The 14,176-nt window shown below is 65.8% G+C and carries 15 protein-coding genes; 12 read left to right on the forward strand and 3 right to left on the reverse strand.

Annotated elements, in window-relative coordinates; genetic code table 11:
• Positions 1-20: 20 nt before the first annotated feature.
• Complete coding sequence (locus BV908_RS20825) at positions 21-986, reverse strand: IS110 family transposase (RefSeq protein WP_078465000.1); 966 nt, start codon at positions 984-986, stop codon at positions 21-23.
• A 221-nt stretch (positions 987-1,207) separates the two neighbouring features.
• Between BV908_RS20825 and BV908_RS20835 the strand changes: the two genes are divergently transcribed.
• Both BV908_RS20835 and BV908_RS20840 read left to right on the forward strand, forming a co-directional pair.
• A complete protein-coding gene (locus BV908_RS20835) occupies positions 1,208-1,804 on the forward strand; it encodes an MFS transporter (protein ID WP_246867565.1) in 597 nt (198 codons plus the stop codon).
• 34 nt (positions 1,805-1,838) lie between these two features.
• Positions 1,839-2,048 carry a tautomerase family protein gene (locus BV908_RS20840; protein ID WP_103739116.1) on the forward strand — a complete coding sequence of 70 codons (210 nt, stop codon included), beginning with the start codon at positions 1,839-1,841 and terminating at the stop codon, positions 2,046-2,048.
• Positions 2,049-2,112: 64 nt separating this feature from the next.
• Here BV908_RS20840 and BV908_RS20845 read toward each other — a convergent pair whose 3' ends face one another.
• Positions 2,113-3,285, reverse strand: a complete 1,173-nt coding sequence (locus tag BV908_RS20845) for a magnesium transporter CorA family protein (RefSeq protein WP_103739108.1) — start codon at positions 3,283-3,285, stop codon at positions 2,113-2,115.
• A gap of 39 nt (positions 3,286-3,324) precedes the next feature.
• A complete protein-coding gene (hemB, locus tag BV908_RS20850; RefSeq protein ID WP_103739109.1) occupies positions 3,325-4,332 on the reverse strand; it encodes a porphobilinogen synthase in 1,008 nt (335 codons plus the stop codon).
• 94 nt (positions 4,333-4,426) lie between these two features.
• On the opposite strand from hemB, the gene BV908_RS20855 reads away from it, so the two are divergent.
• From BV908_RS20855 to tuf, 10 genes are all read left to right on the forward strand, one after another.
• Positions 4,427-5,206: a ligase gene (locus tag BV908_RS20855; RefSeq protein WP_246867566.1), complete on the forward strand. Its 780-nt coding sequence runs from the start codon at positions 4,427-4,429 to the stop codon at positions 5,204-5,206.
• Positions 5,207-5,416: 210 nt separating this feature from the next.
• Complete coding sequence (locus BV908_RS20860; protein WP_011803734.1) at positions 5,417-5,845, forward strand: CopD family protein; 429 nt, start codon at positions 5,417-5,419, stop codon at positions 5,843-5,845.
• A 97-nt stretch (positions 5,846-5,942) separates the two neighbouring features.
• Positions 5,943-7,040, forward strand: coding sequence for a VanZ family protein (locus BV908_RS20865; RefSeq protein WP_103739111.1), 1,098 nt, complete (start codon positions 5,943-5,945; stop codon positions 7,038-7,040).
• A 9-nt stretch (positions 7,041-7,049) separates the two neighbouring features.
• A complete protein-coding gene (locus tag BV908_RS20870; protein WP_011803736.1) occupies positions 7,050-7,391 on the forward strand; it encodes a ferredoxin in 342 nt (113 codons plus the stop codon).
• A gap of 83 nt (positions 7,392-7,474) precedes the next feature.
• The gene (locus tag BV908_RS20875; protein WP_103739112.1) at positions 7,475-8,122 is read left to right on the forward strand and encodes an alpha/beta hydrolase; all 648 of its coding nucleotides are present in this window, start codon (positions 7,475-7,477) and stop codon (positions 8,120-8,122) included.
• Between the two features lie 79 nt (positions 8,123-8,201).
• Positions 8,202-9,365, forward strand: coding sequence for a D-alanyl-D-alanine carboxypeptidase family protein (locus BV908_RS20880; RefSeq protein ID WP_103739113.1), 1,164 nt, complete (start codon positions 8,202-8,204; stop codon positions 9,363-9,365).
• Between the two features lie 148 nt (positions 9,366-9,513).
• Positions 9,514-9,891 carry a 30S ribosomal protein S12 gene (gene rpsL / locus BV908_RS20885; protein WP_103739114.1) on the forward strand — a complete coding sequence of 126 codons (378 nt, stop codon included), beginning with the start codon at positions 9,514-9,516 and terminating at the stop codon, positions 9,889-9,891.
• A gap of 170 nt (positions 9,892-10,061) precedes the next feature.
• Positions 10,062-10,535 carry a 30S ribosomal protein S7 gene (gene rpsG, locus BV908_RS20890; protein WP_011803739.1) on the forward strand — a complete coding sequence of 158 codons (474 nt, stop codon included), beginning with the start codon at positions 10,062-10,064 and terminating at the stop codon, positions 10,533-10,535.
• 155 nt (positions 10,536-10,690) lie between these two features.
• The gene (fusA, locus tag BV908_RS20895; RefSeq protein ID WP_103739115.1) at positions 10,691-12,799 is read left to right on the forward strand and encodes an elongation factor G; all 2,109 of its coding nucleotides are present in this window, start codon (positions 10,691-10,693) and stop codon (positions 12,797-12,799) included.
• Between the two features lie 184 nt (positions 12,800-12,983).
• Complete coding sequence (tuf, locus tag BV908_RS20900; RefSeq protein WP_103738096.1) at positions 12,984-14,174, forward strand: elongation factor Tu; 1,191 nt, start codon at positions 12,984-12,986, stop codon at positions 14,172-14,174.
• The last annotated feature ends 2 nt before the right edge of the window (positions 14,175-14,176 follow it).

Genomic DNA, 14,176 nt, shown 5'->3' on the forward strand with positions numbered 1-14,176 from the left:
CTGAGTAACCGTCTTCGAAGTCAAGCGCAATGAAGCGACTTGTCCCAAGGTTTTCCAGTGCGCACCATGGCGTTGAGCGTGGTGAGCAACTTGCGCATGCAAGCGACCAGGGCGACCTTGGGCAACTTGCCAGCGGCCTTCAGACGCTCGTAGAAGGCCTTGATGGCCGGGTTGTAGCGGGTGGCCGTGAGCGTTGCCATGTACAGCACGCGGCGGATCTCGAAGCGCCCGCCTTGTACGCGCCGCCTGCCCTTGCTGCCGCCGGAGTCATTGGCCATGGGCGCCACGCCCACCAATGCAGCGATCTCGCGCCGGTTCAGCCGGCCCAGCTCTGGCAGCTCGGCAATCATCGTGGCACTGGCCACCGGGCCGACTCCCGCAGCCGACTGCAGCAGCGTGTCGAGCTCCCCAAAGTGCTCGCGCACATGCGTGACCATCTGCTCTTCGATCTCATCGAGCTGCGCCTTGATCGCCGCCTCGATGGCCTCGATGCTGGCGTGCAGCTTCTTGGGCGTGATCTGCAGCCGTTGGCGCTCCGAATGGAGCATGGTCAGCAACTGGCGCCTGCGCGTGACCAGGGCCGCGAGCCACTGCTGGCGCTCATCGGCCAGGGGGCGCAAGAAGCGCTGCAGATCGTCGCGGCGCAGCAGCACCGCTGCCAGCTCGGCCAGCGTGCGCGCATCCACCGCGTCGGTCTTGGCCAGGCGTCCCATGGATTTGGCGAAGTCGCGCGCCTGGCGCGGGTTGATGACCGCCACGGGCAGGCCTGTGGCCTGCAGGGCACACGCTAACGCGGCCTCGTAGCCGCCGGTGGCCTCCATCACCACCAGACCCACGTCCAGGGGCTGCAGGGCAGCCGCCAGCGCCGAGTGGCCTTCGGCATCGTTGTCAAACCGCTGGGCGCTGCTCTTGGCACCCAGCACACAGACATCCACGTGCGCCTTGGCCACGTCGATGCCCACCGTCACTGAGGTAACAGACATGATCTTCAGATCCCTTGCTTGTGCATGCGCGCTCAATCAAGGCGCGCGTAACCGTTCGGGCTTCACGAAGACCAGCGCGGCGGCCATGCGTTCTGTACTCAGTCACGGGCTCTATCACCCCAGCGCCTACCAAACTGCACGGGCCGGTCTGGCCGCCTCAACGGCGTTCAGACTCTACCGCGCTGGTCTGGTTTAAAGATACAAGCGCGGGCCAAACCCTCAAGGTGCTGTTTGGCGATCACCTGCGGCCGGTGCTGGTCTGCCTGGCCTTCACCTCGGCGGCGATGTGCGGCTATTGGGGGCTCTTCACCTGGGTGCCTACCTATCTGGCGACGCCTGTGGCGCAAGGCGGGCCTGGCTTTGATCTGTTGAAGTCGACGACCTGGATCGTCGTGATGCAGGCTGGGGCGGCACTCGGCTTCATCGTCTTCGGCTATGTCGCCGATGCGATCGGGCGCCGGCGGGCCTTCATGCTGTTCTTCATCGCCTCCGCCGTTGCGGTGCCGCTCTATGTTGCGATCAAGTCACCGACCGTGCTGCTGTTGTTTGGGCCGCTCGTCGCATTCTTCGGAACCGGCTTCTACAGCGGCTTTGCGCCGACCTTCGCCGAACTCTTCCCCACGCAAATCCGCGCCACCGCACAAGGCTTCATCTACAACACCGGGCGCGCGACGAGTGCGCTCGCCCCGGCGCTGGTGGGATTCGTGTCGCAAGGTAACGGCGTTGCCAGTGCGCTGGGTGCCACCGCTGGATTCTTTGCGCTGGCTGCCGTGCTGGTTTTCCTTTTCCTGCCGGAAACCAAGAGCGAAGTGCTTCAATAGAAGCCGTCGTTCTTTTACCCTGAGGGAGTCATTGATGCCTATCATCCAAATTACCCTGGTCGCCGGGCGCAGCGAAGAGGACACGCAGAACTGCATTCGGGAAGTGGCGCGCACGGTCAGTCGCACCCTGCACGCGCCGCTCTCTACGGTGCGCGTGATGGTGGTCGAAGTACCCGCCACGCGCTTTGCCGTCGGCGACGTGTTGAAGAGCGATGGCGGTGTCGGCATGGGAGACACGGCATGAAGGCAGAGGGCTGCAGGCCCAAATATTCCTGCAGCCCCCGTATCCCTGCAGACCTCTTCGTCGCTCAGCCCTGGCCGGTGCGCGCCAGGTAGCGCTTGCGCCAGAACAGCGCCACCAGCACGGCGGAGATGGTGCCCATGGCGCCCATGGCCCACCAGAAGCCGTCCTGCTGGTGCACCAGCGGGATGAACTCGAAGTTCATGCCGAAGATGGCGGCGATCAGGTTCAGCGGCAGGAAGATGGCCGTGATCACCGTGAGGATGCGCATGATGTCGTTGGTGCGGTTGCCCTGCACCGAGAAATGCATCTGCACGGCGGTCTCTATGCCGTGCTCCAGGCGGCGCACATGGGTCACCACGCGTTCGATGTGCTCCAGCACGTCGCGGCTGCGCACCTTGAGCAGATCCAGCTCGCGCAGGGCGGCGCTGTCCGCGGGCTCGGTCCAGTTGTCCAGCGCGTCCAGCCAGGCGCGCACGGCGGTGCGCTGGTCTTCGCAGACCTCGTCGAGCCGGTGCAGGTTCAGGCGCGCGTCCAGCAGCGCGCCCCAGTTGGCAAAGCGCGTGTGCGGGCGCAGCAGCTCGATCTGCCAGTGGTCGAGCTGGCGCGAGAGTTCGCGGCGCAAGTCCAGGTATCGATCCACGATGTGGTTCACCACGCGCAGCATCAGGTCGGCCGGGCCGGTGGGCAGGCGCGCGCCGGCCACCGGGCCGCTGCGCAGCTCGCGCACCATGGCCTCGGCGGCGTTGGCACCGTTGGTCGCAGGGGCCGCAGCGGGCGTCACCAGGCGAGCGGCATAGGCGTCGCGCACGCCGCAGTCCTCGGGGTGCACGCTGAGCAGCAGCTGATCGAACACGGCAAAACCCACCGGGCTGGTGTCGATGCGGCGCAGCACCGGCGGGCCGCCGCGCGCCTGGTTGGGCAGCGGCACGGCGGCATCGGCCTGCACCTGGGCCAGGCGGCGCACCACCAGCAGGTCGTACTGGGTGGTGTAGTCGTAGTGCGAGGGCAGCTGGGCGTTGAGCAGGTCGGACACATGCAGATCCACCAGCTGCTGGCCGGTGACGCGCTGCAGCAGCGCCTGCAGGCGCGCCAGCTCGGCGCCAAAGGCCGGGCGCGTGCAGGCGATCCAGTAAAAGCCCTGCGCCGGCGCGGCCGCGGGCAGCTCGGGCAGCTCCTGGGCGCCGGCGCCTGGCTGCAGGTGAAAGACGCGGATCGGCGCCGGGGTGGTTTCAGGCAAATCGGCCTCCAGCGCTTGTCTGACAAGCGCAAGCAGCTATTATTTTGTGAGCAGCCGCGCGGCGTCCAGCGCGAAGTAGGTCAGGATGCCGTCGGCGCCCGCGCGCTTGAAGGCCAGCAGCGACTCCATCATCACCTTGTCATGGTCCAGCCAGCCGTTGGCGGCGGCGGCCTTGAGCATGGCGTACTCGCCGCTGACCTGGTAGGCGAAGGTGGGCACCTGGAACTCGTCCTTCACGCGGCGCACCACGTCCAGGTAGGGCATGCCGGGCTTGACCATGACCATGTCGGCGCCCTCGGCCAGGTCCAACGCCACCTCGCGCAGGGCCTCGTCGGTGTTGGCCGGGTCCATCTGGTAGACGTTCTTGTTGCTGCGCCCCAGGTTGGCGGCCGAGCCCACCGCGTCGCGGAACGGGCCGTAGAAGGCGCTGGCGTACTTGGCGCTGTAGGCCATGATGCGGGTGTAGATCTGGCCGTGGGCCTCCAGCGCCTCGCGGATGGCGCCGATGCGCCCGTCCATCATGTCGCTGGGCGCGACCATGTCCACGCCGGCCTGGGCATGGGTCAGGGCCTGGCCTACCAGCAGTTCCACGGTCTCGTCGTTCAGGATGTAGCCGGTGTCGTCCAGCAGGCCGTCCTGGCCGTGGCTGGTGTAGGGGTCCAGCGCCACGTCGGTCATCACGCCGAGGTCGGGGAACTCGGCCTTGAGCTTGCGCACCACGCGCGGGATCAGGCCGTCGGGGTTGAGCGCCTCCTTGCCATCGGGCGTCTTGAGCGCCGCATCGATCGACGGAAACAGCGCGAGCACCGGGATGCCGAGCTTCACGCATTCCTCGGCCACGGGCAGCAGCAGGTCCAGGCTCAGGCGTTCCACGCCGGGCATGGACGCCACGGGTACGCGCAGGTGGGTGCCTTCGTGCACGAACACCGGGTAGATGAAGTCGTGCGGCGTGAGCACGGTCTCACGCACCAGGTTGCGGGTGAATGCATCGCGGCGCAGGCGGCGCGGGCGATTGGCGGGAAAGGGGGTGGGGCTGGACAGATGCATGGCGTCGATTGTCCTTCACTCCCATGCCGGGCTCCACCCCTGCGCTCATCCTTGCGCGGGCCTGCCCGTGGCCGCTGGTGGTAGCCTGTGCCACTTGCCATCTCGCCAGGAGTGCGCCATCACCACCGCAGCACAGGAGCACCGCTGGAACCAGCGGTACATGCAAACCGCAGTGACGCGGCCCTATTGGCGCGTGTGGACTTACGAAACGCCCGCGGTGGTGCTGGGTTGCTCGCAGCGCGCCTATCTGGACGGGGCACGCGCGCGCCTGGCGCTCGGCATGGAGCTGTTGCAGCGCCCCTCGGGCGGCGGTGCGGTGCTGTGCGGCCCGTGGATGGTGAGTTGTTCGGTGGTGCTGCCGCCATCGCACCCCTGGGTGCAGGGCCGCCTGCCCGACAGCTACCAGGGGCTGGGCCAACTGCATGCGCAGGTACTGGCCCCGTGGGGCGTGGCGGCGCGGGCGTTGCCGCCCGATCAGGTTGCCGCTGCCAACGCCCGCGGCGGGCCGGTGGTGCCCTGGGCCTGCTACGGCAGCCTTGCACCGTGGGAAGTGGTGGACGCGGCCGGACGCAAGCTGGTCGGCCTGGCCCAGCGGCGCCAGCGCGCCGGCGTGCTGCTGGTGGCGGGCACCCTGGTCACGCCCCCGGACTGGGCGTTGCTGTGCCAGGCGCTGGACCAGCAGGGCGACGAAGCTGCACTGCGCGCGCGCACCGTTTCGTGCGCCGAACTCAGTGCCCGTGCGCCGGATGCGCAGCAGATGGCCAGCGCCTTGCGCGTGGCGCTGACACAGACGCTGGGTGAAGAAGCGGGCGACGGCGCGGGCGAGGCGGCGGACGACTCCGCGCGCCAGGCAACGGCGCCGAACCGTCCCTAGCGGACGCTCCATCTTGCGCACCCTGGCGGTGGGTGCTAGATTGGCCCCCGGGCGGCCCCTCCGCCCCCCGCTTCACCTCCCTGAGCGGGCCCCGCTGCCTGCGACGCGGCGGGGTTTTCCGCCCGGATTTCCGGGCATTTTTTTGCCTCGTGGCGGTTCCGGGTCCCGACCGGGGCATGCAGCGCCGGCACCGCCACGTACACTGCGCCGATGCTCTGGGTCAAAGCCTTTCACATCGTCTTCGTCGCCAGCTGGTTTGCTGGCCTGTTTTACCTGCCGCGCATCTTCGTCAACCTGGCCATGGTGGCGCCCGGGTCGGTGGCCGAGCGGGAGCGCCTGCTGCTCATGGCGCGCAAGCTGCTGCGCTTCACCACGCTGCTGTCGGTCCCCGCCATCGCGCTGGGCCTGTGGCTGTGGCTGGGCTACGGCATCGGCAAGGGGCCGGGCAACGGCTGGCTGCACGCCAAACTGGCCGTGGTGCTGCTGGTGGTGGGCTACCACCACGCCTGCGCCGTACTGTTGCGCAGGCTGGCTTCCAACGCGGACCAGCACAGCCACCGCTGGTTCCGCTGGTTCAACGAGGTGCCGGTGCTGCTGCTGCTGGTCGCCGTGGTGTTGGTGGTCGTCAAGCCGTTCTGAGATGCAGCGGCTGCAGCGTTGCCCGGCTTCGTTCCCTTGCAATGGGGGCGCCGCGCGGCGGGCGGCAGTGGCCACGGCACGAGGTGATTGAGAGGGCATGCACAAGACGTCCGCCTGGCCTCTGGCGCTCATCTACGCGGCGCTGATCGTCTTCGCCAGCCTGTTCCCCTTCGACGGGTGGCGCGAGCAGGGAATCTCGCCCTGGGTGTTCTTCTCGGCGCGCATCCCGCCGCCGTACTGGACCTGGTTCGACGTCAACATGAACATCGCGGGCTATGCCCCGCTGGGGTTCCTGCTGGCCCTGGCGGGCCTGCGTTCTGGCTGGCCGCGCGCGGCCGTGCCGTTGGCGGCACTGGCGGGTGCGCTGCTGTCGCTGAGCATGGAATACCTGCAGATCTTCCTGCCGCGGCGGGTGCCCTCCAACATGGACTTCGCGCTCAACGCGACCGGTGCGCTGCTGGGAGCGTTGGCGGCCGCGCTGCTGGAGCGCTTCGGGGCCATTGCGCGCTGGAGCCGCTTTCGCGAGCGCTGGTTCGTTCCGCATGCGCGCGGCGCTCTGGTGCTGTTGGCGCTGTGGCCCTGGGCCCTGCTGTTCCCGGCGGCGCTGCCCTTTGGCCTGGGGCAGATGTGGGAGCGGCTGGAGGCCGCGCTCATCGACGCGCTGCAGGACACGCCGTTTCTGCAGTGGCTGCCCGTGCGCGAGGCGCCGCTGGAGCCCCTGTCGCCGGGCGCCGAGCTCATGGCCGTCGCGTTGGGGCTGCTGATCCCCTGCCTGTTGGGCTACTGCGTCATGCGCCATGCGGGGCGCCGCATGGCCTTCGCACTGGCGACGGCCGCCGTGGGCGTGGGCGTGACGGCGCTGTCGTCGCTGTTGAGCTACGGGCCCACGCACGCCTGGGAGTGGCTCACGCTGCCGGCCCGCATGGGCGTGCTCGTTGCCCTGGGGGCGGCCCTGGCGATGGCGGCCGTGCCGCGGCGCGGCTGCGCGGCGTTGCTGCTGCTGGCGCTGATGCTGCACCTGAACCTGCTCAACCAGGCGCCCACCAGCGCCTACTTCGCACAGACGCTGCAGGCCTGGGAGCAGGGGCGCTTCATCCGCTTCTACGGCCTGGGGCAGTGGCTGGGCTGGCTCTGGCCCTATGGGGCACTCGTCTATGTGGTATTGCGGGTGTCGCGCCGCGATGGCGACTCCTAGAATCGTGCCATGAGCGACACCACCCCCCAGTACTACCAGCGCCACATCTTCTTTTGCCTGAACGAGCGCACGAACGGCGAGAACTGCTGCGCCCACCATGGCGCCCAGCAGGCGTTTGACCGCTGCAAGATGCTGGTCAAGCAGCAAGGCCTGATGGGCCCCGGCAAGGTGCGCGTGAACAAGGCGGGCTGCCTGGACCGCTGCGCCGGCGGCCCCATCGCCGTGGTCTATCCCGAAGGGACTTGGTACACCTACGTGGATGAGAGCGACATCGACGAGATCGTGGAGTCGCACCTCAAGAACGGCGTGGTGGTCGAGCGCTTGCTCACGCCGCCGGAACTTGGCCGCTGATTTGCGCTCACTATCCTCTTTGTAGTGTTTTGGGCTCCAGCGCTTTCCCATCCAGCGCGGGCAGCTCTTGATTGAATAGCAACGTGAATGCCCAGACCGAACGCCTGACCCTCACGGGCGCCGCGGGTGCCATCGAAGCCGCGCGCGATGCCGCGGCCGACGGCGTACCGCCGCGCGGCGTGGCGGTGATCGCCCATCCCCACCCGCTCTTCGGCGGCACCATGGACAACAAGGTGGTGCAGACCCTGGCGCGCGCCTTCGTGGCCTGCGGCTGGACGGCCGTGCGCTTCAACTTCCGGGGCGTCGGCGGTACCGCTGGCGTGCATGACGAAGGGCGCGGTGAGCTGGAGGATCTGCTGGCCGTCGTTCACCAGGTGGCGCCCGAGGGGCCTGGCGCCGTGCCGATTGCCCTCGCGGGTTTCTCCTTCGGCGCCTTCGTCACCAGCCACGCGCTGGCGCGCCTGTGGGGTGAGCGTGCGGTGGAGCGTGCCGTGCTCGTGGGCACGGCGGCCAGCCGTTTCAAGGTGGCCGACGTACCCGCCGAGGCCCATCTGCGCACCCTGGTCGTGCACGGCGAAGCCGATGACACCGTGCCCCTGTCCGCTGTGATGGATTGGGCGCGCCCGCAGACACTGCCGGTTACGGTTGTGCCTGGGGGCGGTCATTTCTTTCACGGACAATTGCCGCTGCTCAAGGGCCTGGTCATGCGCCACCTGCAATCCGCGCCCTGACGGCGCGGCACCATTTCTCTTGTGCCGGCCATGCGGTCGGCCCGTTTCTTCTCCCGTCTCCCGAGTGCCTGTTCCCACCATGAAGTCTCTTTTGTCCTCCCTGCGAACCCTTGCCTGCGCCGCCCTGATGGCCCCCGCCATCCTCTGGGCGCAGGTGCCCCAACCGCCGGAGATCGCCGCCCGCAATTACATGCTGGTGGACGTGACGGCCGGCCAGGTGCTGGCGACCAAGGACATCGACGCGCCGGTGGAGCAGGCTTCGCTGACCAAGCTCATGACGGGCTATCTGGTCTTTGACGCACTGCGCGCCAAGAAGATCACGCTGGAGCAGCGCCTGCCGGTGAGCGAGCGCGCCTGGAAGATGCCGGGTTCGCGCATGTTCATCGATCCCAAGATGCAGGTTCCGGTGGACGACCTGCTCAAGGGCATGATCGTGCAGTCGGGTAACGACGCCACCGTGGCCCTCGCCGAAGGTGTGGGCGGTACGGTGGAAAACTTCGTGCGCCTGATGAACGAGCAGGCCAAGGCGCTGGGCATGACGAACACCGCCTACAAGAACCCCGAGGGGTTGACGGAGCCCGGCCACACCACCACCGCGCGCGACCTGGCCACGCTGGCCACCCGGCTGATGCAGGACTTCCCCGAGTACATGCACTACTACTCGACCAAGCAGTACCGCTACGAGGGCACGCCAGCCTCCAACAGCAACAACCGCAACATGCTGCTGTTCCGCGATCCATCGGTGGACGGCCTGAAGACCGGCCATACCGCCGCCGCGGGCTATTGCCTGGTCGCCACGTCCAAGCGCGAGTTTCCCAATGTGGGGCAGCGCCGCATGCTGTCCATCGTGCTGGGGGCCGCGAGCGAGAACGCCCGCGCCAACGAGAGCCAGAAGCTGCTGAACTGGGGCTACACGGCGTTCGATTCGGTGAAGCTGTTCGACGCTGGCCAGGCTGCCGCCACGCCCGCCGTGTGGAAGGGCACGCAGAGCACCCTCAAGATCGGCCGCCCTGAAGCCATCGTGATCACCGTGCCTTCGGGCAGCGCGGGCAAGGTCACGACCGAGATCGTGCGCAAGGACCCGCTGGTCGCGCCCTTCACCAAGGGTCAGGCCATCGGCACGCTGAAGGTGAAGCTGGGTGAGCAGCAGGTGGCCGAGGTGCCCTTGGTGGCGCTGGAGGATGTGGCACAGGCCGGCATTTTCGGCCGCGCCTGGGACGCCATTCGCCTCTGGATCAAGTAAACGCCATGCTTTGGAGGCGGCTCAACCGGGGGCATCGTCCCCGGATTGCCTGTCCGCGCCCAAACTGGTACATTAGAAGGCTTTTCGGAATTTCCGAAGGGTTTCACGTTTTCGCTTTTTATAGCAATTCACGTTTAGGGACGTATTAATGCCAACCATTAACCAACTCGTGCGTCAGGGCCGCACGGTCGAAGTTGTCAAATCCAAAAGCCCTGCTATGGAAAACTGCCCCCAGCGCCGTGGCGTGTGCACCCGTGTGTACACCACGACGCCGAAGAAGCCTAACTCCGCTCTGCGTAAGGTCGCCAAGGTGCGCCTGACCAACGGTTTCGAGGTGATCTCCTACATCGGCGGTGAAGGCCACAACCTGCAAGAGCACAGCGTGGTGCTGGTGCGCGGCGGTCGTGTGAAGGACTTGCCCGGTGTGCGTTACCACATCGTGCGCGGTTCGCTGGACCTGCAAGGCGTCAAGGATCGCAGGCAGGCCCGCTCCAAGTACGGCGCGAAGAAGCCCAAGGCCAAGTAAGCCCTGGACCTTTCGGTCTGAGATTTTTCGGTGCTGTTCCCGCGTGGCGCGGTGACACAGCGTAGTGACCCTAAACGCAGGTGTTCTGCGCGGGTCGAGTAAGTGGGAGTCCTGAATGGCTCTCGCGGTGCCGGGAACGGTGCCAACTGAAGCAAAGATAGAGGTAAAAAATGCCACGTCGTCGCGAAGTCCCCAAACGTGAAATCCTGCCGGATCCCAAGTTCGGCAATGTCGAGCTGTCCAAATTCATGAACGTGATCATGGAAGGCGGCAAGAAAGCAGTTGCAGAGCGCATCATTTATGGCGCCCTGGATCTGATCTCCCAGAAGCAGCCTGAAAAGGATGCTCTGGAAGTGTTCGTCACGGCCATCAACAACGTGAAGCCGATGGTCGAAGTGAAGTCCCGCCGTGTGGGCGGTGCCAACTACCAGGTGCCCGTGGAAGTGCGTCCCGTGCGCCGTCTGGCCCTGTCGATGCGCTGGATCAAGGAAGCCGCCCGCAAGCGCGGCGAGAAGTCCATGGCCCAACGCCTGGCCAACGAGCTGATGGAAGCCACCGAAGGCCGTGGTGGCGCCATGAAGCGTCGTGACGAAGTGCACCGCATGGCCGAAGCCAACAAGGCCTTCAGCCACTTCCGCTTCTAAACCAGACGGAAGTCATCAAGGGTTCATCTCTGATCACGATAAAGGCCGCAGGCGTGCACAAGCGCGCTGCGGCCTTGTGTTGATGGAGGCCCTTAAGACAATAGTCGCGCGCAGCGTGCGGCTCCGAAACCCAAGCGATCAACCAAGGATTCATCATGGCTCGCAAAACACCCCTTGAGCGCTACCGCAATATCGGTATCTCCGCACACATCGACGCTGGCAAAACCACGACGTCCGAGCGTATCCTGTTCTACACGGGCGTGACCCACAAGCTGGGCGAAGTGCACGACGGCGCAGCCACCACCGACTGGATGGAGCAAGAGCAAGAGCGCGGCATCACGATCACCTCGTCCGCCGTGACCTGCTTCTGGAAGGGCATGGACCTGTCCCGCCCCGAGCACCGCATCAACATCATCGACACCCCCGGCCACGTGGACTTCACCATCGAGGTGGAGCGTTCCATGCGCGTGCTGGACGGCGCCGTTATGGTGTACTGCGCCGTGGGTGGCGTGCAGCCCCAGTCCGAGACTGTGTGGCGCCAAGCCAATAAGCACAAGGTGCCCCGCCTGGCATTCGTGAACAAGATGGACCGTACCGGCGCCAACTTCTTCAAGGTCTATGACCAGATGAAGCTGCGCCTGAAGGCCAACCCTGTGCCCATCGTGGTGCCGATCGGTGCGGAAGACAACTTCCAGGGCGTGGTCGACCTGCTGAAGATGAAGGCCATCATCTGGGACGAGGCCTCGCAAGGCATGAAGTTCGAATACGGCGAGATCCCCGCCGAGCTCGTCGACACCTGCAAGAAGTGGCGCGAGAACATGGTGGAAGCCGCCGCCGAAGCCAGCGAAGAGCTGATGAACAAGTACCTGGAAGAGGGCGACCTGTCCGAGGCCGAGATCATCGGCGGCCTGCGCCAGCGCACCATCGCCACGGAAATCCAGCCCATGCTGTGCGGCTCCGCGTTCAAGAACAAGGGCGTGCAGCGCATGCTCGACGCCGTGCTGGATCTGCTGCCCTCGCCCGTGGATATCCCCGACGTGGCCGGTACCGATCCCGACGACGAAGAGAAGAAGCTGTCGCGCAAGGCCGACGACAACGAGAAATTCTCGGCCCTGGCATTCAAGCTGATGACTGACCCGTTCGTGGGCCAGCTGACTTTCGTGCGCGTGTACTCGGGCGTCCTGACCAAGGGTGACACCGTGTTCAACGCCGTGAAGGGCAAGAAGGAGCGTATCGGCCGTATCGTGCAGATGCACGCCAACGAACGCCAGGAAATCGAGGAAATTCGCGCTGGCGACATCGCTGCCTGCGTGGGCCTGAAGGACGTGACCACCGGTGACACGCTGTGCGATATCGAATCGCCCATCGTGCTGGAAAAAATGGTGTTCCCCGAGCCTGTGATCGCACAGGCCGTCGAGCCCAAGTCCAAGGCTGACCAGGAAAAGATGGGTATTGCCCTGTCGCGCCTGGCCGCCGAAGACCCGTCGTTCCGCGTGCGCACCGATGAAGAATCGGGCCAGACCATCATCGCCGGCATGGGCGAGCTGCACCTGGAAATCATCGTGGACCGCATGAAGCGCGAGTTCAACGTGGAAGCCAACGTGGGCAAGCCCCAGGTGGCCTACCGCGAAACCGTGCGCAAGACCGTCACCGACGTGGATGGCAAGTTCGTGCGCCAATCCGGTGGTAAGGGTCAGTACGGCCACGTGGTGTTCACGCTGGAGCCGCAAGAAGCCGGCAAGGGCTTCGAGTTCGTCGACGAAATCAAGGGCGGTGTGGTTCCTCGCGAATACATCCCTGCGGTGGAGAAGGGCGTGATCGAAGCGCTGACCTCCGGCGTGTTGGCGGGTTACCCCGTGGTGGACGTCAAGGTGCGCCTGACCTTCGGTTCGTACCACGACGTGGACTCGTCCGAGCAGGCGTTCAAGATGGCCGCCATCTTCGGCTTCAAGGAAGCGGCTCGCAAGGCCAACCCCGTCATCCTCGAGCCCATGATGGCCGTGGAAGTCGAGACGCCCGAGGACTACGCTGGCACCGTGATGGGTGACCTGTCCAGCCGTCGTGGCATGGTGCAGGGCATGGACGACATGGTCGGCGGCGGCAAGGCCATCAAGGCCGAAGTCCCGCTGTCCGAGATGTTCGGCTACGCCACGCAGCTGCGCTCCATGACGCAAGGTCGCGCGACGTACACGATGGAGTTCAAGCACTACGCCGAAGCACCGCGCAACGTGTCCGAAGCCATCGTTGCGGCTCGCGCCAAGTAAGCCGGGCATATAAGCAAAAAGAGCTGCTAACGCTTGCCCATCAAGCGCAAGCAGCTCCTGTTTTTCTAGCAAGTTTCTTGCAATCTGCGATCCGGTGCCGTCCTGTTGCACTGTGCGGGCCGAACCAGCAACCGGATGCAGACGTTAAACCCTCACACAGGCATTGCTCTTTTGGAGTTCGAAAATGGCAAAAGGTAAGTTTGAACGTACCAAGCCCCACGTGAACGTGGGCACGATCGGTCACGTGGACCATGGCAAGACGACGCTGACGGCGGCCATCGCCACGGTGCTGTCCAAGAAGTTCGGCGGCGAAGCCAAGGGCTACGACCAGATCGACAACGCCCCTGAAGAAAAGGCGCGCGGCATCACGATCAACACCTCGCACGTGGAATACGAAACGGCCACCCGCCACTACGCCCACGTCGACTGCCCCGGCCACGCCGACTACGTCAAGAACATGATCACCGGCGCCGCTCAGATGGACGGCGCCATCCTGGTGTGCTCGGCCGCTGACGGCCCGATGCCCCAGACGCGCGAGCACATCCTGCTGGCCCGTCAGGTGGGCGTGCCCTACATCATCGTGTTCCTGAACAAGTGCGACATGGTCGACGACGAGGAACTGCTTGAGCTGGTCGAAATGGAAGTGCGCGAGCTGCTGGACAAGTACGACTTCCCCGGCGACGACACCCCCATCATCCGCGGCTCCGCCAAGCTGGCCCTGGAAGGTGACCAGTCCGACAAGGGCGAACCCGCCATCCTGCGCCTGGCCGAAGCCCTGGACACCTACATCCCCACGCCTGAGCGCGCCGTGGACGGCGCCTTCCTGATGCCCGTGGAAGACGTGTTCTCCATCTCCGGCCGCGGCACCGTGGTGACCGGCCGCATCGAGCGCGGCATCATCAAGGTCGGCGAAGAAATCGAAATCGTCGGTATCCGCGACACGCAAAAGACCACCGTCACCGGCGTGGAAATGTTCCGCAAGCTGCTGGACCAGGGCCAGGCTGGCGACAACGTGGGCCTGCTGCTGCGCGGCACCAAGCGCGAAGACGTCGAGCGCGGCCAAGTGCTGTGCAAGCCCGGCTCCATCAAGCCCCACACCCACTTCACGGCTGAGGTGTACGTGCTGAGCAAGGACGAAGGCGGCCGTCACACGCCCTTCTTCAACAACTACCGTCCCCAGTTCTACTTCCGCACCACCGACGTGACCGGCTCCATCGAACTGCCGGCCGACAAGGAAATGGTGATGCCCGGCGACAACGTGTCGATCACCGTGAAGCTGATCAACCCCATCGCCATGGAAGAAGGCCTGCGCTTCGCTATCCGCGAAGGCGGCCGTACCGTGGGCGCCGGCGTCGTTGCCAAGATCATTGCGTAATC

The organism is Diaphorobacter sp. LR2014-1, assembly GCF_002916785.1.
GTDB classification, from domain to species: domain Bacteria; phylum Pseudomonadota; class Gammaproteobacteria; order Burkholderiales; family Burkholderiaceae_C; genus Diaphorobacter; species Diaphorobacter nitroreducens.